The sequence below is a fragment of the Variovorax sp. LARHSF232 genome (genome assembly GCF_052871435.1).
The window spans coordinates 367,122-392,280 of sequence record NZ_JBIXJS010000003.1 but is presented as its reverse complement, the minus strand read 5'-3'; the positions used below and the strand labels follow the sequence as shown (position 1 = coordinate 392,280).

Annotated in this window: 25 protein-coding genes; 5 read left to right on the top strand and 20 right to left on the bottom strand. The window is 68.0% G+C overall.

Translation table 11 applies throughout. The features are described from left to right. Positions 1-68: 68 nt before the first annotated feature. Entirely contained in the window at positions 69-842 is a 774-nt protein-coding gene (locus ACIPRI_RS10655) for a class I SAM-dependent methyltransferase (RefSeq protein ID WP_446621404.1), read from the top strand. Here the strand turns inward: ACIPRI_RS10655 and ACIPRI_RS10650 are convergent. The 11 genes from ACIPRI_RS10650 to ACIPRI_RS10600 form a co-directional block, all read right to left on the bottom strand. After that, positions 829-1,845: a Bug family tripartite tricarboxylate transporter substrate binding protein gene (locus ACIPRI_RS10650; RefSeq protein WP_446621403.1), complete on the bottom strand. Its 1,017-nt coding sequence runs from the start codon at positions 1,843-1,845 to the stop codon at positions 829-831. The two genes, ACIPRI_RS10655 and ACIPRI_RS10650, sit on opposite strands and share 14 nt — an antisense overlap. 24 nt (positions 1,846-1,869) lie before the next feature. Further along, positions 1,870-2,889, bottom strand: a complete 1,020-nt coding sequence (locus ACIPRI_RS10645; protein WP_446621402.1) for a YeiH family protein — start codon at positions 2,887-2,889, stop codon at positions 1,870-1,872. An 8-nt stretch (positions 2,890-2,897) separates the two neighbouring features. Beyond that, positions 2,898-4,526, bottom strand: a complete 1,629-nt coding sequence (locus ACIPRI_RS10640) for a 3-(methylthio)propionyl-CoA ligase (protein ID WP_446621401.1) — start codon at positions 4,524-4,526, stop codon at positions 2,898-2,900. A 40-nt stretch (positions 4,527-4,566) separates the two neighbouring features. Beyond that, positions 4,567-5,931: an MFS transporter gene (locus ACIPRI_RS10635; protein WP_446621400.1), complete on the bottom strand. Its 1,365-nt coding sequence runs from the start codon at positions 5,929-5,931 to the stop codon at positions 4,567-4,569. A gap of 11 nt (positions 5,932-5,942) precedes the next feature. Next, on the bottom strand, positions 5,943-6,914 hold the full coding sequence (locus ACIPRI_RS10630; RefSeq protein WP_446621399.1) for a quinone oxidoreductase family protein: 972 nt from the start codon (positions 6,912-6,914) through the stop codon (positions 5,943-5,945). A gap of 56 nt (positions 6,915-6,970) precedes the next feature. After that, a complete protein-coding gene (locus ACIPRI_RS10625) occupies positions 6,971-7,546 on the bottom strand; it encodes an RBBP9/YdeN family alpha/beta hydrolase (RefSeq protein WP_446621398.1) in 576 nt (191 codons plus the stop codon). Next, the gene (locus ACIPRI_RS10620) at positions 7,543-8,544 is read right to left on the bottom strand and encodes a Bug family tripartite tricarboxylate transporter substrate binding protein (protein WP_446621397.1); all 1,002 of its coding nucleotides are present in this window, start codon (positions 8,542-8,544) and stop codon (positions 7,543-7,545) included. Before ACIPRI_RS10620 ends, ACIPRI_RS10625 begins: the two co-directional genes overlap by 4 nt. Before the next feature lie 5 nt (positions 8,545-8,549). Continuing rightward, positions 8,550-8,951 (bottom strand): carboxymuconolactone decarboxylase family protein, encoded by a 402-nt coding sequence (locus ACIPRI_RS10615; RefSeq protein ID WP_446621396.1) that lies wholly within the window; start codon positions 8,949-8,951, stop codon positions 8,550-8,552. 3 nt (positions 8,952-8,954) lie between these two features. After that, positions 8,955-10,013, bottom strand: coding sequence for a 3-keto-5-aminohexanoate cleavage protein (locus ACIPRI_RS10610; RefSeq protein ID WP_446621395.1), 1,059 nt, complete (start codon positions 10,011-10,013; stop codon positions 8,955-8,957). Positions 10,014-10,057: 44 nt separating this feature from the next. Continuing rightward, entirely contained in the window at positions 10,058-10,906 is an 849-nt protein-coding gene (locus ACIPRI_RS10605; RefSeq protein WP_446621702.1) for a TauD/TfdA dioxygenase family protein, read from the bottom strand. Between the two features lie 200 nt (positions 10,907-11,106). Then, a complete protein-coding gene (locus ACIPRI_RS10600; protein ID WP_446621394.1) occupies positions 11,107-13,803 on the bottom strand; it encodes a LuxR C-terminal-related transcriptional regulator in 2,697 nt (898 codons plus the stop codon). Between the two features lie 243 nt (positions 13,804-14,046). Here ACIPRI_RS10600 and ACIPRI_RS10595 point away from each other — a divergent pair, with 243 nt between their 5' ends. Beyond that, positions 14,047-14,988: an ABC transporter substrate-binding protein gene (locus ACIPRI_RS10595; protein ID WP_446621393.1), complete on the top strand. Its 942-nt coding sequence runs from the start codon at positions 14,047-14,049 to the stop codon at positions 14,986-14,988. A gap of 6 nt (positions 14,989-14,994) precedes the next feature. Here the strand turns inward: ACIPRI_RS10595 and ACIPRI_RS10590 are convergent, their stop codons facing one another. Next, on the bottom strand, positions 14,995-15,819 hold the full coding sequence (locus tag ACIPRI_RS10590) for a sterol desaturase family protein (RefSeq protein WP_446621392.1): 825 nt from the start codon (positions 15,817-15,819) through the stop codon (positions 14,995-14,997). Positions 15,820-15,980: 161 nt separating this feature from the next. On the opposite strand from ACIPRI_RS10590, the gene ACIPRI_RS10585 reads away from it, so the two are divergent. Continuing rightward, complete coding sequence (locus tag ACIPRI_RS10585; RefSeq protein WP_446621391.1) at positions 15,981-17,078, top strand: helix-turn-helix domain-containing protein; 1,098 nt, start codon at positions 15,981-15,983, stop codon at positions 17,076-17,078. A gap of 1 nt (position 17,079) precedes the next feature. Here ACIPRI_RS10585 and ACIPRI_RS10580 read toward each other — a convergent pair whose 3' ends face one another. The 6 genes from ACIPRI_RS10580 to ACIPRI_RS10555 form a co-directional block, all read right to left on the bottom strand. After that, positions 17,080-18,633 carry an autotransporter domain-containing protein gene (locus ACIPRI_RS10580; protein ID WP_446621390.1) on the bottom strand — a complete coding sequence of 518 codons (1,554 nt, stop codon included), beginning with the start codon at positions 18,631-18,633 and terminating at the stop codon, positions 17,080-17,082. Positions 18,634-18,901: 268 nt separating this feature from the next. Next, complete coding sequence (locus ACIPRI_RS10575; protein WP_446621389.1) at positions 18,902-19,030, bottom strand: hypothetical protein; 129 nt, start codon at positions 19,028-19,030, stop codon at positions 18,902-18,904. 222 nt (positions 19,031-19,252) lie between these two features. Beyond that, positions 19,253-19,615, bottom strand: coding sequence for a response regulator (locus ACIPRI_RS10570; RefSeq protein WP_446621388.1), 363 nt, complete (start codon positions 19,613-19,615; stop codon positions 19,253-19,255). Between the two features lie 115 nt (positions 19,616-19,730). Next, complete coding sequence (locus ACIPRI_RS10565; protein ID WP_446621387.1) at positions 19,731-20,717, bottom strand: exostosin domain-containing protein; 987 nt, start codon at positions 20,715-20,717, stop codon at positions 19,731-19,733. A 168-nt stretch (positions 20,718-20,885) separates the two neighbouring features. Beyond that, a complete protein-coding gene (locus ACIPRI_RS10560) occupies positions 20,886-21,473 on the bottom strand; it encodes an acyl-homoserine-lactone synthase (RefSeq protein ID WP_446621386.1) in 588 nt (195 codons plus the stop codon). A gap of 60 nt (positions 21,474-21,533) precedes the next feature. After that, on the bottom strand, positions 21,534-21,938 hold the full coding sequence (locus ACIPRI_RS10555; protein WP_446621385.1) for a DUF4902 domain-containing protein: 405 nt from the start codon (positions 21,936-21,938) through the stop codon (positions 21,534-21,536). A gap of 262 nt (positions 21,939-22,200) precedes the next feature. On the opposite strand from ACIPRI_RS10555, the gene ACIPRI_RS10550 reads away from it, so the two are divergent. Both ACIPRI_RS10550 and ACIPRI_RS10545 read left to right on the top strand, forming a co-directional pair. Then, positions 22,201-22,914 carry an autoinducer binding domain-containing protein gene (locus ACIPRI_RS10550; protein WP_446621384.1) on the top strand — a complete coding sequence of 238 codons (714 nt, stop codon included), beginning with the start codon at positions 22,201-22,203 and terminating at the stop codon, positions 22,912-22,914. Positions 22,915-23,008: 94 nt separating this feature from the next. Beyond that, positions 23,009-23,782 carry a hypothetical protein gene (locus tag ACIPRI_RS10545; protein WP_446621383.1) on the top strand — a complete coding sequence of 258 codons (774 nt, stop codon included), beginning with the start codon at positions 23,009-23,011 and terminating at the stop codon, positions 23,780-23,782. A 17-nt stretch (positions 23,783-23,799) separates the two neighbouring features. Here ACIPRI_RS10545 and ACIPRI_RS10540 read toward each other — a convergent pair whose 3' ends face one another. Continuing rightward, the gene (locus tag ACIPRI_RS10540; RefSeq protein ID WP_446621382.1) at positions 23,800-24,153 is read right to left on the bottom strand and encodes an antibiotic biosynthesis monooxygenase; all 354 of its coding nucleotides are present in this window, start codon (positions 24,151-24,153) and stop codon (positions 23,800-23,802) included. A gap of 96 nt (positions 24,154-24,249) precedes the next feature. Further along, a complete protein-coding gene (locus ACIPRI_RS10535) occupies positions 24,250-25,092 on the bottom strand; it encodes a restriction endonuclease (RefSeq protein ID WP_446621381.1) in 843 nt (280 codons plus the stop codon). Positions 25,093-25,159 lie beyond the last annotated feature (67 nt).

The window sequence follows — 25,159 nt, the reverse complement described above, 5'->3', positions numbered from 1 at the left end:
AGGCAGCTTTTGCCGGCACAGGTAGCTGTCGGCGACTCGCGATTGCCCGCTACTGCTACAGTATTTCGATGATGCAGCGAAAGCTAGCGCAGCCCTCGGATGCGGACAAGCTTCTCGATCAGAACCGCCGGTTCTATGACTCACTTTGGTCCGGGGCTGAGCTCGTCAAGCCTCATCGCTTCAACACCTGGCCACTTGTGCAATCCCTGCTGCCTGAAGGCGGGCGACGGTTGGAGGTTGGGCCTGGCCTCCGGCCGCACCTGCCGATCGAGGGCACGCATTTTGTGGACATCAGTGCCCCAGCGCTTGCGGTGCTTCGCGAATGTGGTGGACGGGTTGCACTTGGTGAGGTGACGTCCCTGCCGTTCACCGACGGCACATTCGATCTCGTTTGCGCCCTGGACATCATCGAGCATGTCGACGATGGGGACGCTGCGCTGGCAGAGTTGGTGCGAGTGACGAAGTCAGGTGCTGTTCTCTTGATTTCGACGCCACTGCACCCCTCTCATTGGACCGCGTTTGACGATTTCGTAGGCCACAAGCGACGCTACGACCCGCCATGCCTTCTTGAATTGCTGGCGCGGAGCAACCTGGTGGTGGAGCGCAGCGCGGTTTTCGGAATGAAGCCGCGTTCGCCGCGCCTGGTCGACATCGGCATGTGGTGGCTCTCGAATCATCGCGAACTGGCCATGAACACATACAACCGGACCATCATGCCGCTCGCGTTGCGATTCCAGAAGGAGTTGCGACTCGCTCCTGGGATGATCGCCATGGACGAGGTAGACGAGGTCCTGCTTGTGTGCCGGAGAGCAATGAAAGCGCAGGCCCTTACTCCGGCTTGAAGTCGATCGCCTTGAGCACCGCGCCCATGCGCTGGTAGTCGGTCGCCAGAGTCTTGCTCAGTTCCTCGGGGCTGCGCGGCTGGCCGGCCTCGAAGCCGATGTCCTGCAGCCGCTCGCGCACGGCCGGCTGCTGCAGCACCTTGAGCGCGGCCTCGCGGATGCGCGCCTGCTGCGCCGCCGGCACGTCGGGCTTGACCCACAGGCCCATCCAGCCGGTGGCTTCGAGCTGCGGGTAGCCGAGTTCGGCGAAGGTCGGCACATCGGGCAGCAGCGGCGAGCGCTTGGCGGTGCTGATGGCAAAGGCCTTGATCTTTCCACCCTTGAGCATGGGCAGCGAGCTGGGCATGGCGTCGAACATCAGCGGCACGTGGCCGCCCATCACGTCGGTGAGCGCGGGCGTCGAACCCTTGTAGCCCACATGCGTCATGTCCAGGCCGGCCGCCTTGTTGAGCTGCAGGCCCAGCACGTGCGAGATCGTGCCCGCGGTGTAGGAGGCATAGCTGACTTTGCCCGGATTGGCCTTCACCCAGCTCACCAGCTCGCCGAAGTTCTTGGCGGGCACAGAGGGCGTGCCGACCAGCACCAGGCCGCCGCGCGAGAGCTCGGCCAGCGGCTTGATTTCCTTGGCCATGTCTTTTTGCAGCTTGACGATGTGCGGGATCTCGCTGACCAGCGAGTTCACGCCCACCAGCACCGTGTAGCCGTCATGCGGCGCCAGCGAAAGCTCGTTCACCGCCAGCACGCCGCCGGCGCCGGGCTTGGGATCGACCACGACGGCCACGCTGCCGTCCTTGGCCAGGTTGTCCGCCATCAGGCGCGCGACGATGTCCGCCGAGCCGCCGGCCGGGCCGGCGGCGATGATGCGCACCGTCTTGTCGGGCCACTTCGGTGCTGGGGCCTGGGCCTGCGCGGGAAGGGCCGCCAGGCTGGCGGCCGCCAGGCCACTCACGCACACGGCGCGGGCGACGTGCCGCAGCCTTCTCTTGGGGTGAATCGAAATCATGTGGAGTCTCCTGAGTCTTGAGGATCAGGGCGCCCAGCGCAGCAGCGCGAGCACCAGTATGGCGAGGAATGCGGTCTCGGCAAGCATCAGGGCCACGGGCTTGAGTCCCACCGTGGCCAGGTCGCGCAGCTGCGTCTTCATGCCGATGGCCGCGATGGCCGCCACCAGGCACCAGCGCGAGACGTCGCCGCCCAGCACGCTCAGCGCCGGCGCGATCCAGCCCGTGCTGTTGATAGCCACCAGGGCGGCAAAGGCCACGGCGAACCACGGCAGCAAAGGTGGACGAGGACCACCGCCGGCACCCTTGCCGCGGGCACGGGTGCACATCACGGCAAAGACGATCACCGGCAGCAGCATGGCCACGCGCATCAGCTTGACGAAGGTGGCGACGTCGCCGGTTTCCTTGGACATGCTGTAGCCGGCGCCGACCACCTGCGCCACGTCGTGAATGGTGGCGCCGAGGAACACGCCGGCGGCCCGGGCATCGAGCCCGAGCCAATGGGCCAGCATGGGGTAGGCGATCATGGCCAGCGTCGACAGTGCCGAGACGCCGACCACCGTGAACAGCGTGGCGCGCTCCTTCTGCGGATGACTGGGTAGCGCGGCGGCCAGCGCCAGCGCGGCCGAGGCGCCGCAGATGGCGGTGGCGCCGCCGGTGAGCAGGCCGAACAGGCCCTGGAAGCCCAGCAGCCGCGCAGCCATCATGGAGACGCCGATGGTGATCACCACCGAGGCCACCACCAACAGCACCGGATGCCAGCCGAGCTCTGCGATCTGCCCCACGGTGATGCGCAGGCCCAGCAGCGCCACGCCCCAGCGCAGCACCTGGCGCGCGGTGAACTCGATGCCGGGCGAGCAGGTTCCACCGTCCGACGTCAGGAAGTTCATCGCCATGCCCAGAATCAGGGCGAACAGCATCACCGGCGCGCCGTAGTGCTGCGACAAGAAGGTGGCGGCGGCCGCCACCACCGCGCTGGCCAGCACGCCAGGGAAGAGCACGCGGGCGCGCGAAGGCCAGGCGGCGATGGACAGTGTCGTCGTCATGCGAAGGCTCAGGCCGTGGCCAGCAGGTGATCCTGGAAGGAATCACGCAGCTTGTTCTTCAGCACCTTGCCGGTGGCACCAAGCGGGATGCTGTCGACAAAGACCACGTCGTCCGGCGTCCACCACTTGGCGATCTTGCCCTCGTAGAAGGCCAGCAGTTCCTCGCGCGAAAGCGCCTGGCCAGCCTTCAACGTCACCACCAGCAGCGGGCGCTCGTCCCACTTGGCGTGGCGCGCGGCGATGCAGGCCGCCATGGCCACGGCGGGATGGGCCATGGCGATGTTCTCCAGGTCGATCGAGCCGATCCATTCGCCGCCCGACTTGATCACGTCCTTGCTGCGGTCGGTGATCTGCATGAAGCCGTCGGCGTCGATGGTCGAGACGTCGCCGGTGGGGAACCAGCCGCCGACCAGCGGGCCTTCGCCCTCGCCCTTGAAGTAGTTGGCGATGATCCAGGGGCCGCGCACCATCAGCTCGCCGGCGGTCTTGCCGTCATGCGGCAGCTCCTTGCCGTCATCGCCGACGATCTTCATGTCGACGCCGAACACCGAACGGCCCTGCTTGGCCTGGATGGCCAGGCGCGCTTCGCCGTCCAGGGCCAGCTGGCCCGGCTTGAGCGTGCACACCGTGCCCACCGGGCTCATCTCGGTCATGCCCCAGGCGTGCAGCACCTGCACGTCGAAGCGCTCCTGGAAGGCGCGCATCATCGCCGGCGGGCAGGCGGAGCCGCCAATCACGGTACGGCGCATGGTGCGGAACTTCAGGCCATTGCCTTCCACGTGCGCCAACAGGCCTTGCCACACGGTGGGCACGCCGGCCGACATGGTCACGCCCTCGGCCTCGAACAGCTCGTGCAGCGACTTGCCATCGAGCCATGGCCCCGGAAACACCAGCTTGGCGCCCACCATGCACGCCACATAGGGCAGGCCCCAGGCGTTGACGTGGAACATCGGCACCACCGGCAGGATGACATCCCGGGCCGAGCAGTTCAGCGAGTCGGGCAGCGCCGCCGCGTAGGTGTGCAGCACGGTCGAGCGGTGGCTGTAGAGCGCCCCCTTCGGGTTGCCGGTGGTGCCGGAGGTGTAGCAGAGCGACGACGCCGTCTTCTCGTCGAACTCGGGCCAGGCGAACGCATCCGAATGAGCTTCGACCAGGTCCTCGTAGCACAGCAGGCCGGGGATCTTGGCCTCTACAGGCATGTGCGCGCGGTCGGTCATGGCCACGAAAGCCTTGATGGTCGACACGCGTGGAGCGATGGCCTCCACCAGCGGCAGGAAGCTCAGGTCGAAGAACAGGATCTGGTCTTCTGCATGGTCGGCGATCCAGTTCACCTGGTCGGCATGCAGGCGCGGGTTGAGCGTGTGCAGCACGGCGCCCGAACCCGACACCGCGTAGTACAGCTCCATGTGGCGGTAACCGTTCCAGGCCAGGGTGGCGACGCGGTCGCCGAACCGGATGCCACGCGCCGCCAGCGCGTTGGCCAGGCGCCGCGAGCGCTGAGCCAGTTCGCGGTAGGTGGTGCGGTGCAGGTCGCCTTCGACGCGGCGCGACACGATCTCTTGTTCGCCGTGGTGGCGCTCGGCGTGGGTGAGCAGCGTCGAAATCAGCAACGGCTGCTCCATCATCGATCCGTACATGGAGTCTCTTCCTCGAAAAGTGAATGGTGGGTAGTTGGGGTCAGGCCAGCGCGCGGCGCGGGGCCGGGGCCGCGGGCATCGCCGCTTCCTGCTCGCTCGCCTCGCCGGCGCGCCGCAGGTCTGCCTCGTAGCGGCGGGAGGCCGTCAGCAGCGCGGCGGCGGCCAGCAGGCTGAACAGGGGGATGGCCGTCAAGGCCTGCTGCAAGCTCCAGGCATCCGACAAGAGTCCCGCGATGAAGGGCCCCGCGGCCAGGCCCAGCAGGTTCTGAAACAGCGACAGCACCGACGAACCGGTAGCGCGCACGCCGGGGTGGACCACGTCGATCACGGCGGCGGCCATTGGGCCGACCGTGCAGGTCATGAGGCAGCCGCCCAGGGCCAGCAGCGCAAACTGCGTGCCGGCAGAGATCGGGTAGCCGAAGCTGGCGGCGCCGAAGGCGCCGATCAGCACGGCCATCGAGGCCAGGCACAGCAGCGCCGTCACATGCAGCCTGGCGCGCGGGCGGCGACGCCCGGCAAAGTCGGCCAGCGCACCCCACAGCACGGCGCCGAGCGCGCCGCACAGCACCACCATTGCCGCGCGCATGGCGGCCTGCTCGGGTGCCATGCCGTGACTGCGGTTGAGGTAGCTCGGCAGCCAGGCCCACACGGCCGACACCACCACCAGTTGCGCCGCCCCGGCCAGGCACAGCCACAGCATGGAGCGCGAGCGCAGCAGCGCCTGCACGATGGCCCCGAACGTGTCGCGCGGCGAGCGGGTCGCCTGGTCGAGCCGGGGCGTGAGCTTGACGGTCGGGTAGTCGCGCACCTTCAGGTACAGCAGCGCCAGCAACAGGCCCGGCACCCCGACCGCGCCGAACGCAGCCTGCCAGCCCCAGCGTGCGGCGATCAGGCCGCCCAGCAGAACGCCCAGCACCGAGCCCACCGACGCGGAGGCGAAGAAGGCCGCCATCACCGCGCCGCGCAGCCGCGCCGGGAAGTGGCTGGCGATCAGCGCGGCGCCGACCGAGCCGTAGCCCGCCTCGCCCAGGCCGACCAGCGCGCGTGCCGCCAGCAGCGAGCCGTAGCCGCGGCTGAACATGCAGGAGATCGAGGCCAGGCTCCAGACCATGGCCATCACGACCACGCTCTTGATGCGGCTGGAGCGGTCGGCCAGCAACGCCACCGGAATGGCGGCCAGCGCCACCGTCACCGAGACCGCCGACACCAGGCCGCCGAGCTGCTTGTCCGACAGGCCCCATTCGGCCTTCAGGTAGGGGAACAGCGCGACGATGACCTGGCGGTCGATGTAGTCGAACATCATCAGGCCGATGGTCATCGCGAAGGCGAACCAGGCCTGGCCGCGGCTGAACAGGTAGCCATCGCCCTGGCCCTGCAGTGCGGGGGGATTCGCGCCGGCGTTCATCGCACGAAGCCTCAGGGAACGAGCACGGTCGCACCGACCGTCGCGCGCGACTCGAGCGCGCGGTGCGCATCGGCCGCATCGGCCAGCGCAAACACCTGCTTGGGTTCGCTGGTGATGTGACCGGCCAGCACATGGCCGAACAGCTCGTCGGCCATCTTCAGCATGTGCTCGCGCGGCATGATGTAGTGCATCATCGCCGGCCGCGTGACCCAGATCGAGCCCTTGGCGGCGAGCTGCATGGTGTCGATGACGACCGGCCCCGAGCTGGTGCCGTTGCTGACCAGCGAACCGCGCGGCTGCAGGCTGTCGAGAGAAGCCTCCAGCGTGTCCTTGCCCACCGAGTCGTACACCACCGGCACGCCCTTGCCGTCGGTGATCTCTCGCACGCGCTGCGCGATGTTCTCGCGCGAGGTCACGATCACGTGCTCGCAGCCGTTGGCCTTGGCGATCGCGGCCTTCTCGTCGGTGCTCACGGTGCCGATCATCCGCACGCCCATGGCGCGTGCCCACTGGCAGGCGATCAGGCCGACGCCGCCGGCGGCCGCGTGGTACAGGATGGTCTCGTCGCCATGCAGCGGAAAGACCTGGCGGAACAGGTACTGCACCGTCATGCCCTTCATCATCAGCGTTGCGGCCGTGCGGTCCGAGATGCCGTCTGGCAGCGGGATCAGGAACTCGGCCGGCATCAGCCGCACGTCCGAGTACGCGCCTTGCGGCCCCATCAGGTAGCCCACGCGGTCGCCCGCACGGACCGCGGTCACGCCGGCGCCCACGGCCTCGACCACGCCCACCGCATCCGAGCCCAGCCCATTGGGCAAGGGCAAGGGATAGCGGCCGGTGCGGAAATAGATGTCGATGAAATTGACGGCCACGTAGCTGTGGCGCACGCGGACCTGGCCGGGGCCGGGGTCGCCGACCTCGACGTCTTCAACGCGGAGCACTTCCGGCCCCCCGGTTTCGTGCAGGCGAATGGCTTTTGCCATGAGATGTCTCCTAGCGGATCTTTGAAATGAGAAGAGGTGGGTGCGGGGCCGGCGGCTCAGGCAGCCACGGCGCCCATGGCCGCGACGTCGGCGATCAGCTGCTCGGCGCGCGGCCAGGGGCCGAAGCCCGAAGCCGGATTGAGGTGGCCGACTTCGCCCAGGTCGACCAAGAGGCTGCCCCAGTTGCCCGCCATGTCTGTGATGCGCTCGTACTGGCCCAGCGGGTCGTTGCGGCTGGCGGCCACGATGCTGGCAAAGGGCAGGCGCTCGCGCGGCACCGGCAGCCAGCCGCTGACATCCAGCTGCGCCACGGTCGGATAGCCGTCCGGCATGGGGCGCTCGAAATCGGGCGGGGTGGCCAGCAGCGCGCCCAGGACCTTGCGCTGCGTCTGCCGGGCCCAGTGCACCGCCATCACCACGCCGCCGCTGTGCGCGACGATCAGCAGGGGACCTTCGATGGCTTGCGCCTCGCGCTCGATGGCCGCCACGCGGGCGGCGCAATCGAGGTCCTCGCGGCCCATCGGCGGCACCGTGCGCACGCGCGGCAGGCGCGCTGCGAGCAGGGTTTGCCAATGCGCGTCGACGTGATCGCGCAGGCCGGGGACGATCAGGATGGTGGGGGTTTCAGTCATGGCTTGTCGTTGATCGACTGCAGGTTCTCGCCCGTGCGCTCGTAGTCCTGCTTCAGCGTCCGGCTCCATTCCTCGACGCCCAGGTTCGTGCTGGCCGTGTCCATGCCAAGGGCCTGAAGCTGCTCGCGCACCGAGGGTGTCGCGATGGCCTTCAGCAGTTCGGCCCGGAACCTGGCGCGGATGTCGGCCGGCACGTCGGGGGTGGACCAGACGCCCGTTCCCATGGTCTGCGTCAGGTTCGCGAAGCCCGCTTCGGCCAAGGTCGGAACGTCCGGCAGAAAAGGCGAGCGCGTCGGCGAGGTCACCGCCAGCGGACGCAGCTTCCCGGTCTTGATCAAGGGCAGCGAGGTGCCCATGCCGTCGAACATGAACTGCACCTGGCCGCCCATCAAATCCACCAAGGCGGGCGGCGAGCCCTTGTAACCGGCATGCTCCATGTCGAGGCCGGCTGCCTTGTTGAACTGCATGCCCTTGATATGGGAGAGTGATCCCGGGCTGTAGGAGGCATAGGTGGTCTTGCCCGGGTGCGCCTTGACGTAGGCCACCATCTCCTTGACGTTCTGCACCGGCAGCTTCGGGTCGGCCACCAGCACCAGGGCGACCTTCGCCACCTCCGCGACGGGCGCGAGGTCCTTGAACAGATCGACACGGAACTTGTAGCTGTACGGCCCTTCGGTCACCAGCGAGTTGGGCGACAGCACGAAGGTGTAGCCGTCGCGCGGCGCGGACAGCATGGCCTCCACCGCCAGGATGCCGCCGGCCCCCGGCTTGTTATCGACCACCACCGTCTGGCCGGTGCTCGAGCGGATGCTCTCGCCGATGGTGCGCGCGATCATGTCGGAGGCGCCGCCGGCCGGCGCCGGCACGAGCAGCCGGATAGGCCGGTTCGGCCAGGCGCTTTGCTGCTGGGCATGGGCCACAGGCCAGGCCACGGCGCACGTCAGCGCCAGCAGGCAGGCGCGACGGCGCGAGAGTTTCAACGCTGCAGAAGTCTTCATGTCCATCAGCCTTCGCTCACCTCGGTGAAAAGACCGCGCCGGTGGTTTTCCATTTCTTCCACCAGGATCGGCGCCGCCAGGCTCATGGTGTGCAGGCCCAGCGTGCTGGTGAGCTGCAGCACCGCCACGATCTGCTCCGAGGGAACCCCCAGGGCCAGAGCGCGGCGGATGTGGCGCCGCACGCCCGGGCCATACATGTGCGTGACCGAGGCATCGACGGCGATCGCCAGCAGCTCGAAGGTCTTGGGGTCGAGCACGCCGGAGTTCAGCGGCGCGCTGACCATGGCCATGAACTTCTCCGTCCACTCTGCGTCGAGCTCTGCCATGGGCTGCCAGTTGCGGTTCCATTGGCCCGCGGCGCGCATGGCGTCGCAGATGGGCGTGGAGGGTTCTTTCTGCGCGTCCATGGTTCAGGCCGCCTTGCGCAGGAAGCCCTGGTGGCCTCCGTTGCGGTTGGGCGCGAAGCCATTGGCCAGAAGCGACTCTTCCACCGTGTCGTAGAACACGCCGATCTTGCTGATCTCGCGCGCTTGGCTGGCTGTGGCCACCTCGCGGCCGAACTCGCGCGAGATGCGCACCAGCTGCTCGATCTGCTCCACCGTGCCCATCTTCTTCGTGCGGGCCTGGTTCCACAGGTTGTCCTCGATGCCGCAGCGCACGTGCAGGCCCATGGCGATGCCCATCATGTTGACCGGCAGCACGTTGCGCATCGAGCTTTCCACCGTCAGCACGGCGCCGTCCGGCGTGGCGCGCACGAAGTTGGCCAGGTTGTAGATGTTGGGCGCGTCCATGCCGCCGCTGATGGCCACCCAGTTCATCACCAGCGGGCCCTTGTAGACGCCGCGGCGCATCAAGCGCTCGACCGATTCGAAGCTGTTGATGTTGTAGCACTGGAAGGCGCTCTGGATGCCGGCCTCGTTCAGGCGGCGGATGTGCTCCTCGGCCCAGCCGGGCTGGGCCGGCACCGTCATTTCCTTGTAGGCGTTGAAGACGGCCGGGTCTTCCATCGAGGTGCCCTTGTAGTCCTCGTACTCCCAGTGCTCGACCACGTTCATCTGCGAGGTGTTGATGGTCACCGTGACCTGATCGGGCTTGGGATCGAGCTCGGCCAGCATGTGGCGCGTGTCGTCACTTAGCCACTTGGCGGCCGCGCCCTCGGATTCCGGCGCGAAGCTGATGGAGCCGCCCACCTGGATGATCATCTCGGGCACCGCGTTGCGCACGCCCGCGATCAGCTCGTTGAACTTGGACAGGCGCTTGCTGCCTTTGCCGTCGAGCTCGCGCACGTGCAGGTGCAGCACGGTGGCGCCGGCGTTGTAGCAGTCGACCGCCTTCTGGATCTGCTGGTCGATGGTGACCGGGATGTCCTCGGGAAAGTCGGAGGGCACCCACGACGGCGCATAGGGCGCGGCCGTGATGATCAGGGGTTGCTGGTTTTCAGGGTAGAGGGCGCCGTCGAGAAAGTTCATGGTGAAGACCTCGTGGGATGGGGAATGGGAAGAAAGGGGGCCGATCAGAAGGTCGCTTCGCCGACGATGCCGGCGCGCTCCATCTTTCGGTGGCAGGGCGGGTAGTCCATCACTGCGTAGTGCTGGGTGGAACGGTTGTCCCACATCGCCACGTCGCCCGGCTGCCAGCGCCAGCGCACCTGGTATTCGGGGATCGCCGCCTGGCTCACCAGGTAGGCCAGCAGCATCGCGGCGCCCGGATTGCAATCCTGGCCATAGCGCACGTTGGCAGGCGTGTGGAAGTTGGTGAAGTGGGTGGTGAAGCCGTTGACGAACAGGACCTTCTCGCCCGTCTCCGGATGGGTGCGCACCACCGGGTGCTCGGCATCTGGGAACTGCGCATGGAGCGCCAACCGCTTCTCGATCGGCATGGCCGCGCCGAAGCTGGCCTCGATGCTGTGACGGGCGCGCAGCGGCGCGATCTGGTCCTTGATGTACTGGGGCAGCCTGTCGTAGGCCAGCGCCATGTTGGTCCACATGGTGTCGCCGCCGACCGGCGGGCACTCCACGCAGCGCAGCACGCAGCCGAAGGGCGGCTTCTCGCGCCAGGTGGCATCGCAGTGCCAGGCGTTCTCGTAGCGGTCGTTGGGCGTCTCGGGGTTCTTGTAGATGCGCACCAGGCCGGGATGCTCGGGGTCGCTGCCGACCACCGGATGATCTTCCAGCTCGCCGAAGTGGCGGGCGAATGCCACGTGCTCGGCGCGGGTGATGTCCTGATCGCGAAAGAACAGCACCTTGTGCCGCAGCAGCAGGGCGCGGATCTGCGCCACCAGCTCGGGATCACGCGAGGCCGCGCCCAGGTGCACGTTGCGCAGTTGCGCGCCGATGGCGCAGGTCAGCGGTTCGACCTGGATGCTCGATTGGGTTGCGGAATTCATGGTCTCCGTTGTCTCCGTGTTGCCCCGCCGGTTGTTGCTTGGCGGCGGGTGCAGGACGAAGAATAGGAAGAAGGGGCCGTTGATGCCCCCTCCTTGCAGCAGGGGCCGGGCCTTCAGAAATACTCGGACGCGCTGGTCCGAGAGAACCAACCACGCCCAAAAGGAGCGTCAGAAAATCAGTCAGCCGCCTTGATCAACCCAAGAATGCGCGCCCGCTGAACGACCTGCTTGCGCGTCCCCGCGTCGAGCTTCGCGAACAGGTTCTTCACGTGCCACTTGACGGTGGTCTCGCCCACCTGCAGCGCACGCCCGATCTCCTTGTTCGACAGGTTGCGCGCCAGCAGCTCCAGCACCTCGCGCTCCTTCGGCGTGAGCACCATGCCGTAAGGCGTAGCCGCCGATGCACGCACCGCCTCCGCAATCGGACGGGCGGGCGCCACGAGCTTCGGCGCAGGGCTCTTCTGCTCGGCGCGCGGCGCTTGCTGCTGCGCCGCGGCCTCGCGCACCCACGCGCCCAGGTCGGGATGGGCGTCGGCGAACACCCGGCGCAGGCCGTAGGCGTCGGCCAGGTCCACCGCTTCGCGCAGGCGCGCTTGCGCGTCCTCGCCGCATTGGTCGAGCGCAAAGGCATGCAGGCCCAACAGCTCGATGTGCAGGCGTCCCTGCTTGAGCGCGCGGGCCGTCTCGTCGGCAAGCGCCAGCGGGGCCAGCGCGCCGCGCCAGTCCTTGGCGGCAATGGCGGCATAGCCGCGAGCCACGTCGCGCAGCAGCTGCACGCCGCGCCGCCACAGGCGCCCTTGCGGCAGGGCGTCGTCCTGCAGCAGCGTGTCGATGCGCTCGCACAGTTCGCGGCAGCTGGCCGCCCGATAGCGCGCCGCATGCATGCGTGCCTGCTCGCTCAGGCTGGCGATGCGCAGGCGCGGCAGGCCGCGGGCCGCGCCGACTGCATCGAGCGCCGACAGCAGCTCCAGCGCCTGGTGCTCGGCCCCGGCTGCCGCTGCGATCCTCGCCCGGGTGCGGTAGGCCAGCAGCAGCGCCTCGGGCATGCCGCTGCGCTCGAGGATGTCGAGCCGGTCGGCCAGCAGGGCCGCTGCGTCGTCCGGGCGATCGCATTCCCAGGCGGCGGCGGCGAGCAGGGCCGCCAGCATGCAGCTGAAGGGGTTGCGGCGTCCCAGGTCGGCGTCGGCGCTGGCCACCGCCGGGCGCAGCAGCTTGTCGGCCAGGAGGAACTGGCCCTCCCAGATGTAGCTGAGCCCAACGACGAACTCGCCCCAGCGCGCGGTATAGCCCACGCCACGGCCGAAGTCGCCGCGCGGCGCCTGCTGCTCGCGCAGCCGGGCCAGGGCCGGCTCGCCTTCGATCAGCGCGCGGTAGGCGCTGCGGTTGGCATGCACGCGCAGCAGCATCGGGTCGTGCAGCGGCGCCGCATCCGACCAAGGGTCGTACAGCTCGGCAAACCGGTCGGGGTCGTCGGCGAACACCGCGGCGCCGCCCAGGATGAGCGCGCATTCACAGCGCAGCTCCTCGCTCACCTCGCGCTGCGCCAGGATGCGCGCCACCAGGCGCTGGGCCTCGTCGTGGCGCTCGCTGACCGCCAGGGTCCAGGCCGCGGCGAACAACAGTCGCGGCCGCCGGTCCAGCTCGTCGGCGGGAAGCTCGCCCAGCCAATCCAGCACCGCGCCTTGGCGGCCGTGCCGCATGATCGATTCGTAAAGGCTGCGCTCGGCAAGCCCATAGGCCTTCTGGCGCTGGCCGGCCGTGAGCGCATGCCGCGCCGCATATTCGAGCAGCCCATGCTCGGCCAGCCATTCGGAGGCGCGACTGTGCGCCTCGGATTGCTGCTGCGCCGGCAACGCCGAAAACAGCTTGCGCAGCACATCGCGCGACAGCGTGTGCATGCGCAGCCAGTCGCCCCGCTCGGCAGCGGCGAACACCGGGGTGTCGCGGCCCAGGCGGGCCAGCCTTTCGATGGCGTCGTCCTGCTGCGTGACGGCGCGGCACAGCTGCGGGTGCAAATGGTCGAGGATCGAGATGCGGATCAGGAAGTCGCCGTCGCCCGGGTCCAGGTTGGCCAGCAGCAGCTTGACGAAATGCTCGTGCAGCTCGCCGTCCAGCGCGGCCATGCTGGCGACATCGGCGTGGGCATCGGCGCCGCGCGAAATGATGGCCAGTGCCAGCTGCAGCCCGAGCGGCCAGCCTTCGGTCAGCTCGTGCAGGCGGGCCGCGATGTCGGCGTTGACGCGGTTGCCCACGCGCCCGCGCACCAGTTCCAGCGTTTCCTCCAACCGGAAGCGCAGGTGGCCCGGTCCGACGACGACGCACTGGCCATAGGCGATGAGGTCGTCGATGTCGAGCCGGCAGTCGGTGCGCGCGGCGACGATTGCGCTGAGGTTGGGCGGCGCGTTGCGCAGCAGGTAGCCCAGGGCTTCGCGCGCGTGCGGCGCCAGGCGGTCGGCCTCGTCCACGATCAGCACCACGTCCAGCGCCGACTGCGCGATCTCGGCCAGCCACACGGTGATGCCTTCCAGGCCGCCGGGCCCGACCGCCTCGAGCAAGGTGTGGCCGAAGGTCGGCCGCCCGGAGGCGCGCCGCACGGAAAGCGCCAGGCTTTGCGCCAGCCGCTGCGGATCGTCCTGCGGCTGGGCCGACACCCAGGCCACCACCGCGCCGCGCGCCAGATGCTCGAGCCGCCACTGGGCCAGGAGCGAGGTCTTGCCGAAGCCGGCTGGCGCCTGCACCAGGATGGCCGCAACGCCCCGAATCGATGCCTCTTCCGTCAGCAGGCGGGCGCGCGACACCAGGTGGCGTGGCACCCGAGGGGGCGAGACCTTGAGCAGGAGGTCGTCATCGACTTCACCGGCAGCACGCGTCACGAAGGCTTCCTGAGTAGATGCCGCCGCAAGCGAATGCGGAGGCGGTTGAATTGTTGCGCTTGACCTTGGGATGGCGCGAGCGTAGCGTCATCCGGCCTGAAGTCCTGCCGGCGAGCATCGGGGACGACCATGATTCCAGATTGGCGACACGCGGACAACGTGCACGGCGCTGATGGGCAATGCAGCCCGACGGGTCGCCGGACGCTTTGCGTTGCGGCGCCTTCTTTTGCATTGCTGCTGGCGATGCCGCGAATCGCCGGGGCCCAGATCACCGGCCGCGTGGCGCGGATCGGCTTCCTGGTCGAGCCATCCCTCGACCAGAACATGCAGCAGGGCCTCCTCGAGCCCTTCAGACAAGAGTTGCGCAGGCTCGGGTACATCGAAGGCCGCAACCTGGTCCTTGAGATCCGCTCGGCCGAGGGGACGCATGCGCGCCTGCGGGGTCTGGCCGACGAATTGCTGCGGCTCGACCTCGATGTCCTGGTGGCGGCCTTCCCGGCTCCCGCCATGACTGCCAAGGACGCGACGCGCACCGTCCCCGTGGTGACCGCCGGCGTCGACGACCCGGTCCACATGGGACTGGCACAGACCATGGCGCGGCCGGGCGGCAACATCACCGGCATCAGCGGCCACGCGGGCGGCCTGGTGGCCAAGCGGGTGCAGCTGGTGCGCGAGTTCGTTCCCCATGCGCGCCGGATCGCCATCCTGGCCAATCCTGACGCAGGCCTGCGCGGGGGTTTGTCCGGCGTGATTCCCGATTGGGAACGCACGCTCGGCGTGCAGATCCGCATGTACCACGCGCGCGAGCCGGCCGAGTTCGATGGCGTCTTCGCCGCCATGGCACGCGACGGCATCGACGGCCTGGTGGTGCTGGCCGACAACAACAGCTACACGCACCGGGTTCGGCTCAATCAGCTCTGCCTCGACCGGCGCATGCCCTCGGTGTGGGGTGGGCGGGACTTCCTGACCGGCGGCGGCCTGGCGTCCTACCAATCGGACTTTCCCGCGATGTTCAGGCGCGCGGCGGCCCTGGTCGACCGGATCCTCAAGGGCGAACAGCCCGCCACCATGGCCTTCGAGCAGGCCACCAAGCTCGAGCTGGTGATCGACAAGCGGGCGGCCAAGGCGCTCGGCATCACCGTGCCGCAGGCGCGGCTCGCCACGGCGGATGCGGTTCTCGAGTGATCAGCCTCAGGCCCCGCGCGGGACTTCTTTCGAAGCGGAGGCGCCGCCCATTCGCTCGACGACCTGGCGCAAGCGCTCGCGATAGGCCGGGTGCTCGGTACGGCAAAGGCGGTCCCACCAGGTGAAGTACAGGCCATAGTTGCAGCGGCCGAATGCATGGTGCATGTCGTGGTGCAGGGTGGTGGTGAGCCAGCGGCCCCACCAGCCGCCAAGCCAGGTGCGCGGCATCAGCTCGAGGCCCGCGTGGCCGAGCACGTTGCGCACGATCATGTGCGTGAGAAACGCGAGGATCACCGCCGGGTGCAGCGGCAGCACCAGCAGCATCGCGCTCAGGAAGACCGCCTGCACGACGGCCTCGGCCGGCGCGAAGCTGTAGGCCGCCCAAGGCGTTGGCGCCAGCGAGCGGTGGTGCGTGTGGTGCGTCCAGCGGAACAGCCAGCGCTGGTGCAACAGCCGATGCGTCCAGTAGAACCAGGCGTCGTGCGCCACCACCAGCACGGCCAGGCTGGCGACCGCGTAGGGCCAGCCGTGCCTGGCGAAATCGATGTACAGCCGCAGCACGCCGGCCTTCGCGCCGGCGCCGATCAACGCGCCGTTGGCCGAGAAGATCAGCACGGTGACCATGGAGTAGCCGAACTCGCGCCAGCGTTGGCCCGGCAACGGTCCGCGGGCCCGGACTTGGCGGCGCCGGCGCCAAGCCAGCGGGAGCCCGGCGATCAGCAGCGCGGCGAAAGACGCCGGCACGAGGTAGCGCAGCAGATCGCCCAGCCAGATGGCCGGCCAGGCCTGCAGCGCGAAGGCGAATGGGCAAGTGGGACTGATGTCGGGCATTTGGTCGCTCCTGTCTGTGATGGATGCGCCACACTAGAAGCGGGGCTCCGGCGCGTCGCGCCGATTGCCCGCCGCCCCTGGCCGATTCTTCGAATCGCCGCGATTTCGCAGGATTCGGAGAGACTTGCCGCGCCAGACCAAGCATCTTGTCGAGAGAAACCATGGCGGACGATCCGACACTCGCATTGCGCTTCACGGCCGTCGGCCTGGCCCTGGCACTGATGCTGGCCGGCTTGGTCGGCTTGCCGCGCCGGGCGCAGTTCGCGTTGCTGCCCCTGCTGGCCTGCCTCGCGAGCTACCTCCTGCGTTCGGCGCCACAGGCCCGGGGCTGGCCCGTCGGGTTGCTGCTGCCGCTGTCGCTGGGCGCCCTACTCTTTCCGCTGGCCTTCTGGTGGCTGGTACGCAGTGCCTTCGACGACCGGGTCGACGTCCCCTGGCCGGCCTGGGCGGCGGCCGCCGTCATGGTCGCGGCGGGGCTGCTGAGCCGGCCGGCCGGCGCCGAAGTCTCCCTGTCGGGCGACGGCCCGCATGCGCTGCAAAAGGCGATCGCCGTGGGCTTCGTGGCCGCCGGCCTGTGGCGGCTCTGGCGCAGCGGCGCGCAAGACTTGGTCGCCGGCCGGCGCCGCCTGCGCGGCTGGCTGCTCGCCTACATCGGCGCTCATGGCCTGGCGATCCTCGCCGTCGAACTCTGGCTTCGCGGCGCCCGCGCGCCGCTGTGGCTGGATGCCTGGAATGTCGCGGCCATCGGGTTGGCGCTGGCGGTGGCGCTGATACTCATGCTCGGCTTCCGGACAACAGCCGTCGAGACCCTGTTCGGTGAGGAGCCGCGCGATGCGCCCGGTGGTGGCGGCGAAGCACCCGCGGCGCCCGCCGAAGCAGCGCCGGCCGGCATCGCCGTCGACGACGAAGCCCTGTGGCTCGAGCGCCTCGACGTCCTGATGCGCCGGGAGCGCGTCTATCGTGAGCCCGAGTTGAGCGTCGCAGGGCTCGCCATGCGTTTGGGCCTGCCGGAATATCGGCTGCGCGAACTGATCAACCGGCGCCTGGGATTTCGCAACTTCCCTGCCTTCGTGAACGCGCACCGGCTGCGCGAGGTGGAGTTGCGCCTGGCCGACCCGGCCTGCGACAGGCGACCGATCCTCACGCTGGCGCTGGAGGCCGGCTTCGGTTCGATCGGCCCCTTCAACCGCGCTTTTCGCGAGCGGCATGGCATGTCGCCGACGGCGTTCAGAAGCCGGCGCGGCGCCCTCGCCGCCTGACTCACCAAGCCACGCGCACGCCCAGCGAGCCTTGCACCGACGACTTCACCTGGGCGTCGTTGCCACTGCCGCCGCTGAACAGCCGCCCCAGCTCGCCATAAAGCATCGTGGCGGGCGTCAACGACAGCGAGAAGCCAGCCGCCACTTCCGTCGAGGTGTAGCCGCTCGCGCTGGAGATGCGGGCCGTGCCGGCGGGACCGACGAAGCTCACCAGGTCGGCGCCCGAATCCGCGCGGTACACGTTGACGCGTGCATAGGGTTGCAGGCGGCCAGCCGAGGTGGAGAAGTCGCCCTTGATGCGCAGGCCGAGGCGGCCGATCCAGCCGCCCTCGGCGTCTTGCTGGACGCGCGCGCCGGCGATCTGCACGTCGTCGAAGCTCGTGCTTTGGCGGATCAGCTGCGCTTGCGGCTCGATGCTCCAGGTCTGCGTCAGCGCGAAGGACTTGCCGACCTCGAGCGATGCCGAGTAGCTCCTTGCCTTGCTGGACGCCTGCGGGCCGGTGTCGGGGCTCACGTCGTAGCGGTGGCTGCCCGCTTGCAGCACGGCATCGGCGTACCAGCCGCTCGCGTCCAGCCAGGTTGCATAGGCGCCGAGGTAGGTCGAGCGCAGATCGTTGTTGCCGACCCTGCCGAAGCTGCCCTGCAGGTTGCCGCTGACGTCCACATTGCCGTCCAGCGCACCGACGAAGGCCCCGACACGCCAGTTGCCGGCCACCAGGAAGTCGCTGCCGACCTGCAGGCCACTCACATGGCCCTGGCTGTCGGGCGCGGCGCTGCCGCTTTGGCGGATGTCCAGATCGGCGTAGATGGCGCGGGCCCAGGCGCCCCGTGCCGGCCCGGTGTCGCCGGCGCGGCGATGCAGGTTGCCAATCATCGCCAGATCGCCCTGGCGCACTTGCGCGGGAAGCGCAGCGAAGAGGGGCGCCTCGTTCTGATAGGTCGGCGCCGCAGGCGCAGGCGCGGCCAGGGGCGCTTGGGCTTCGGTCTGAGCGCTCGTTGCTTCGGCGGTCGCGGGGCCCGCGTTCTTGGTCGGCTCTTCGGCTGGCGCTGCTGCCGACGGTGCGGGTGCGGGTGCAGGGGCCGGGGCCGGGGCCGGGGCCGGCGCTGGCGCTGGAGCCGGGGCCGGAGCCGGAGCCGGAGCCGGAGCTGGCGCTGGAGCCGGGGCCGGAGCCGGAGCCGGAGCTGGCGCTGGAGCTGGCGCTGGAGCCGGAGCCGGAGCTGGCGCTGGCGCTGGAGCCGGGGCCGGGGCCGGAGCCGGAGCCGGAGCCGGAGCCGGAGCCGGAGCCGGAGCCGGAGCCGGAGCTGGAGCTGGAGCTGGAGCTGGAGCCGGGGCTGGAGCCGGAGCCGGAGCCCCGCAGTTCGCGTTGCCCACATCCTTGTCGTTGCCGCAGTTCGCCGCCGAGGCGGCGCCGGCGAAGGCCAGGAGCGCCAGGGCCACCCCGGCCTGAAGCCCCTTCGAAGTCGCCGTGGCGGGGGCGCTGCCCTTTGCCAGTTCGGAGGTCGCGGCCCACTGGCCCTTCGATGCGTTCCAAACGAGCTTGAAAATGCGATTCATGGTGTTGCTCCTGCCCCGCCGAGACGGGAAATTGAATACTTTTGAAGTTAAGACCTTGGTATTCAATTACACAGGAAACAATTCACACAAAACGTTACGTGAAAGTACTCAACCCTCTAAATGAATGCTTTAGTTGCAACAAATTGCACACTTTCCGGCAAGAACGTTATCTTTGGGTTTCATTTTTGGCCGAGGCAGCAGGTCTGGAGCGCGACCCGCTGGGCCAAGGGCTCCCCGCCGTCCGCGCCGATACCTCGGCGGGGACGCCCTACCGCTCCCGCGGCGGGATCCGGCTCAGGAAGCTCTCCAACTCCTGGATGGAGTAGGGCTTCTGAAGCAGCTCGAAGTCGTGGCGTCCCTCGCTGTTCTTCAGCACATGGCTGTAGCCGCTCGTCAACGCAACTTCGCCGGCATTGGCTGCGCGGGTGACGGTGTGTCCGACTTCGAGAAACGGGAGAAATGCTGGCCGACGATCTCGTGCTCGGCCTAGCCCTTGATCAACTCTGCGCCTGCGCTCCAGTGGGTGGCGCGGCCTGCCGGATCAAGCATGTAGATCGCGCATCGTCCGTGATCGCGTTGACCAGCAGTTGAAAGCGCTGGTCTTGCGCAAGCGGCGCGCTCATTTCACGGGTGCTAACACCGCCATGAGCGAAGCGCAATCCATGGGCTTGGCAAAGAAGTGATCCGCCATGGCAAAGGTGGCGGTGATCCGCTCATCGTTGTAGCTGCTTACCGCGATCAGGACGATGTCGTCGCCGTGGTGATCGCGCAATTGGCGGCACAACTCTTCCCCGCCCATGCCGGGCATGCGCACATCGAACAGCACGCAGTGCGGCTTGGAGCGCTCGATGAGCGCTAGCGCTTCTTCGGCTGTACCGGCCGTGCGCACTTCATACCCGTTGACCTGGAGCAACGCCGCCAGCAGGTCAGCTTCGTCCTTGGCGTCGTCGACTACGACCACCTGAACCGCATCTGCAGTCATGTTCCTCTCCTGGCCAGCGCGCATCAGCTAGCGGCAACTGCACAGGATGAACTTTCTGGACCCTGGGCACCAAGCGATACCCCTCAACTCGTCATGGATTTGCGGCGCGGCCCTCCTAGCAATGCAGCAGCCTGTTGAGCCGGTTGGACACGCGCTGCGGCACCGTCCACCCGTTGGCCTTGTACGTCCGGCGCGAACGCCACCGTTCGACGTCCGACTTCGGGGAGCCCGCTCCGGCATTCGCGCGCATGCAGCGAAGCAGCGCGTCGGCGTAATACGCGATCAGGCGGCTCGGGTGAAAGTACCTGCACCAGGCTTCGTAGGCATGGGCGCCCATGGTCTCGTGACGCCCGGCGTGTAGCTGGAGGATGGACTCGAGCGATGGCAGGTCGGCCTCCCTGACGCGCAGCGAACAGGCCTGCCAGTCGGGACCTGCCGGCTCGACGAACTCGTCGGCAATGATGACCGGCGCCACGCCCAGTGCCATGCTTTCGAAAATCCGCATTGAAGCGGCCGCCCATCCGCCGGGACACAGCGAGAACTTGCCGGAACGCACGAGCCGCACGTAATGCAGCTTCTCGTCGGCGCCGTGATTCAGCCAGCTCTGGGTGGCTTCGACCTTGAAGTTCGACGAGCCGGAAAAGGTGTTCAGCAATCGCTCCCGCACCCTGCGATTGGATTTGGGATTGCCCCGCCAGGTGCCAAGATGGGTCGCAGGCGCGCGGCGCATGCCGGCATGGGCCAGCACTTGCTCGTTCGGTTGTTCGAGAAACGGCGCTGCCGCGTGCAGCGTGGCATCGAATCGATTCCTTGGCAGGCAGCTGTAAACCCCGCGCAGCAAACCGGCGGCAGCATCGTCGCCGTTGACGGTGTACACCTTGTGGGAGAAGCGGCCGATCACCGGGTCGGCGATCAGCTTGTCGATGTAGCGCCACTCCCTGAAGGCCCAGGGCTCGTGGATCACGAGGGCGTCGGCAGCGCCGAAGTCGCTCTCCTCCACCATGCCAGGACGCTGCAGCAGCTCACTGCGCAACGATTCGATCAACGAAACATCGGCACTGGCCAGCGGGACATCGTTCGGCTTCAGGAATCGAAGTTTCATCGCGCAGGCTCCACTGCAGAGCAGACAGATGGCGGAGCAGGCGAAGACGCTCGCGGCTCCTTTTGACGCAGCCCCGAAAGATAGGGCAGGCGCGCCATCTGCGCACGGAAATCCGGAGCCTTCTTGCGTAGGTGAGTTTCGACGCCTGGAGTCGGCGTCAGGTGCAGCTCAGTTCAGGCAGCGCGGCACCGGCGGGCAGCGCGGGGCGACCTCGATCCAGCACGCGAAGATTGGGTGACCATCGATGATCAGCGGTGGCGCAGCACGGTGCGCGCGAAAGCCCTCGCGCCGCAGCAGCCGCTCGATGCCCAGTGGCGACACCGTGATCAGCCGCTGCGCACCCTGCTCTGCCGCCATTTCAATCGCCTTCTCCAACAGCCCGACCGCGACCGGCGAGGAAAACTGTCCGAGCGCACCTCCGTTGGGTGCGGTGAAGTCGACGGCCGCGAATCGCGACAGCTCCCACACCAGCGGGTCCTTCGGCGGCGCCGCGCCGCCCATCAGCTGCGGGAAAACGTCGCCCAGAAGGTAGGGGCTGGTGGTCGGAAGCAGACGCGCGGTGCCCACCACCTGCTGGTGCGCATCGCGTGCGGCCAGATAAAGCGTACCTCCATGGTCGAACTGGTCGCGCTCCAGGCCGGGGGGCGTGTCCAGCGCCCAGCCCAGCATTTCGACGAAGACCTTGTAGCGGTAGCGCTCGACGCTCTCGAGCAACTGGGGCGCAAGTTCATGAGGCCGGCCGGCGAGTACTTCCATTTGTTTAGTCCCGGGGTTGTATCGAGACATTTCAACGCCCAGGCCGTGCCTGCGGAACTATCAGTTCTTGTAGGTCGCCCCGGCGCCTGCGCGAAAGGCCGCGTCCAGCGCGGCGCGCTGCCAGTCGATGACATCGATGAGACAGGCCAGGACCTGCAGGCTTTCCTCCCAGGGCAAGGGCACGCTGGCATCGGAAACGACGAGGATGTTGGTGCGCGGAAGGCCCAGGCGAACCACGCCGGCCGCGCCAGGCAGGGCTTTCCATTCCCAGTCCCAGCCGATGCTCAGCGCAGGCTCGGCCGGACTGACCCATTCCGTATACCCCGACACGGTCACAGCGGCGCCGCAGCGCGGTTCCTGACCGGCGGCCTCTTCGTCGATGCTGGAGATCAGGTGCCGCAGCGGGATGCGGCCCAGGTCCTGCGTCTTCAGCCGCAGGTAGCCATCCGGTGACATTGTTCTCATACGCTGTCCCTTCTCTTGACGATGTGTGTTGGCGCCAACGCTAGCGACGCAGGTCGCGACGCTTTCTGCGGAAATCGTCACGCCGGCTGGTCTTTTTCAGTCGGCAGGCCGACGTCGAATCTGCAGTCAGGTTGGTGTGTTTCATGTAGATTTAAGGTTTAAGGTGACATTCGTTCACGATCAGGGCGGCGACGCCACACCGAGCCTGCGATGCCAAACCATGATCTCCTGACGTCACGCGCCCGAACGCAGGTCGGCCTCCATGCAGCCCTCCTCTGAGAACCTGCTGACGGCGCTCGACCGCGCACCCAGTGAAAAGGTGGTGTTCGACGCGCTGCAGGCGGAGGCCTTCCGGCTCGGCTTCGAGCACTGTGCCTATGGCTTGCGCCTGGCCGTACCGGTGTCCAACCCCAAGGTCATCACGCTCAACAACTACCCCCCTGCATGGCAGGCGCGCTACTCGGAAGCCGGCTACTTGCAAGTTGACCCCAGCGTGCGGCACGGGCAGCGCAGCCAGCGGCCGCTGGTGTGGACGGACGAAGTGTTCGCCTCTGCTCGAGCGCTGTGGGACGAGGCGCGCGACCATGGCCTGCGGGTCGGCTGGGCCCAGTCGAGCCTGGACGGCTTCGGGGTCGGCGGCATGCTCACGCTTTCGCGATCGGGGGAGCAGCTCGACGCCCGGGAGCTCGCGGCCAAGGAGAGCGAAATGCGGTGGCTGGTGCAGGCGGCGCACCTGGCGCTGTCCCGCCTGATGAAGCCGCGCTATGCGGTACAGCCCGAGGCCCCCCTCACGCCGCGCGAGATCGAGGTGCTGAAGTGGACCGCGGACGGCAAGACGGCTGCCGACATCGGTGCGATCCTGGCGATTTCGGTGCCGACGGTGAACTTTCACATCAAGAACGTGGTTTACAAGATGAAGGCCGCCAACAAGACAGCCGCCGTGGTGCAAGCCCTGCTCGCGGGGCTGCTCAACTAGGAGCCCGGGCTCCTAGCTTGCCGTGCCGCGCGCCGTCGCGGACCTATCAACTTTGTGAGCTTTCCCCAGCGCCGAAACCCGGTTCAATCGGGGCATGGGACTTCCGAAACTTCTGAGCGGGGCCGAGATTCGCGTGCACCTGGCGCCCGGTGCCTTGATCGCTTGCGAGGTGCAGCGCTCGTGGGGCCGGCCCAAGGTTTCCCGCAAGGCAAGCTTCCAATACTTCGGGGGAGAACGGCCGGCTGCCATGGCCGCGCTGCAGGCCTGGATGCTGGAATCGCCCGCCCGGCGCCCGCTGGTCTGGATCGTGGGTCCGACGGAAGCCCAATACTTCGTCCTGCCCTGGTCGCCTGCATGGGTCGACCCGGACAGCCGCTATGCGTATGCCCGCGCCCACTACGAGCAGCTGTACAGCGGCGACTCGCGCTCCGTGTGCTTCTTCTTCGCCGAGCCCTCGCCGGAAGGCGACCAGTTGGTGTCCTGCATCTCGTCTGAGCTGCAGGCCGAGCTGGCGGACTTTGCAAGCCAGTGCGGCTGCGAGCTGGGCGCCATCAAGCCCTCCGTCGCGGCGGTCTGGAAGCGCTTCCAGAACGTGCTGAAGACCGAGGAAGGCACGCTGTGCGTGGTGGAAGGCGATCACCAGGCGCTTGTGCGGCACGACCACAACCGAATTCGAGACATCGTGGTGCGCCCTCGCGCCGCGCACCAGACGGTGGACATGACCCTCAAAGGCGTGGTGCGCCGCTTTGCCAACAGCGAGCGCAGCGGCCCATCTGGCGGGGTGGTCGACCTGCGGCTTCCGGCCAAGCAGGGCTTCGACACCCGGGGCGATGCCACCTACGCGGTGGCGCTGTGCGGCGCTCTGTAGGCGCCGTTGGCGGCCACTCAGGGGTTGAACGCGCGCAGCAACAGCTCCGCCGGCACATCGTCCAGCGATCGCATGGGATAGTGCCGCACCTGCGGCTCGTGATCGAATAGCTTGGGGCGATCGTTGGGGTCGATCGTGGGCGCGAGCGGCACCTTGCCCGTGAAGGCCTCGATGCTGGCCATGGAATCCCAGACCGACATGACGACGACCTCGGTCGTCCCATCGTCCAGATCCCGAAAAACGGCTGCCGCCCGGCGGTTGCCGGGCTGAACTCGCAACTCGGGCAGCTTGGTCGCCTCGAGGTGCAGGCGGCACTCCTCGCGCAGCGCGGTGTGGATCCAGAAGGTCCAGGTGCGAAGTATGGGGCTCATCCGTTTTGCATCGATCCTTGTACGTGGCGTTGTCCGTGGCACCCCGTCCAATGTCCACGCTGCAGCGAAACTTCGCAAGAGTGGGGTGCCTGCATCTCACATCGTTCCCCGACATTTCGGAAAAACTGCACAGCCCCAGAACGCCTCGCCCACGTTCGCCCCTTTCCTGGCCACCCGCCGAACCATCGGGCCCAGGCACCGAGGGCAGACCGGCGCCGTGACCTCCGTAGTCGCCACGAGCTCCTCGCCGGGCCTCACAGTCGGGAACACGGCGGCCGCGCCCCGCCGCCCCGCGCGTATCAGTTCAAACAGCGCATCGCCGTCCAGCAGCTCGACATTGCGCCCCTTCGCAAACGCCCGCGCTTCTGGCGTGAAGCGGCCCGACGTCACGACAAAGCCGCCCGCCGCGCCGACCGCGGCCATCAGGCCATACAACTCGCGCACGACGATCACGCCGACCCTGTGGGCGCGCCATTGCTTGCACTGCACCAGGTACTTCTCGCGGGCCTTGCGCAGGACCAGATCGACACCGCCGTCGGCGCCCGCGCCGCCCAGTTCCTCGACCTGATAGCCCTTCTGCCGAAAGCCTTCGCCCACCAGCAGTTCGAACTCGCGCCAGCTCATACCCTGCAAGGCATCGGCCGCTGCAGCGGCGGCCACGTTGTCGGCCAGGGTCGTGCGCCGGTGGCGGCGCAGTGCCGAGACACACGCGCCGAGCACGCATGCCAGTGGCACGGCATATTGCGCCAGCGTTGCAAGCATGTAGAGGATGCCCGACGCAGCGCTCGGGCTGGCCGCCATGGCCGCCTGCTGATGCGCGGCCCAAGCCCGTGCCAGAACGAAAGTGATCGGGGCCAGCAGTACGCCTGCCCACCACGGAAACATGGAAACCAGTTCGATCAGGTCGTCGAAGGTGCCGGTCTTCTTGCGTCTTGCCATGGCGACGATCCTTTTGGCTGAGTGTGCTTGTGAGCCAATGCACATGCTTTCCTCAGCGCGCCAATGT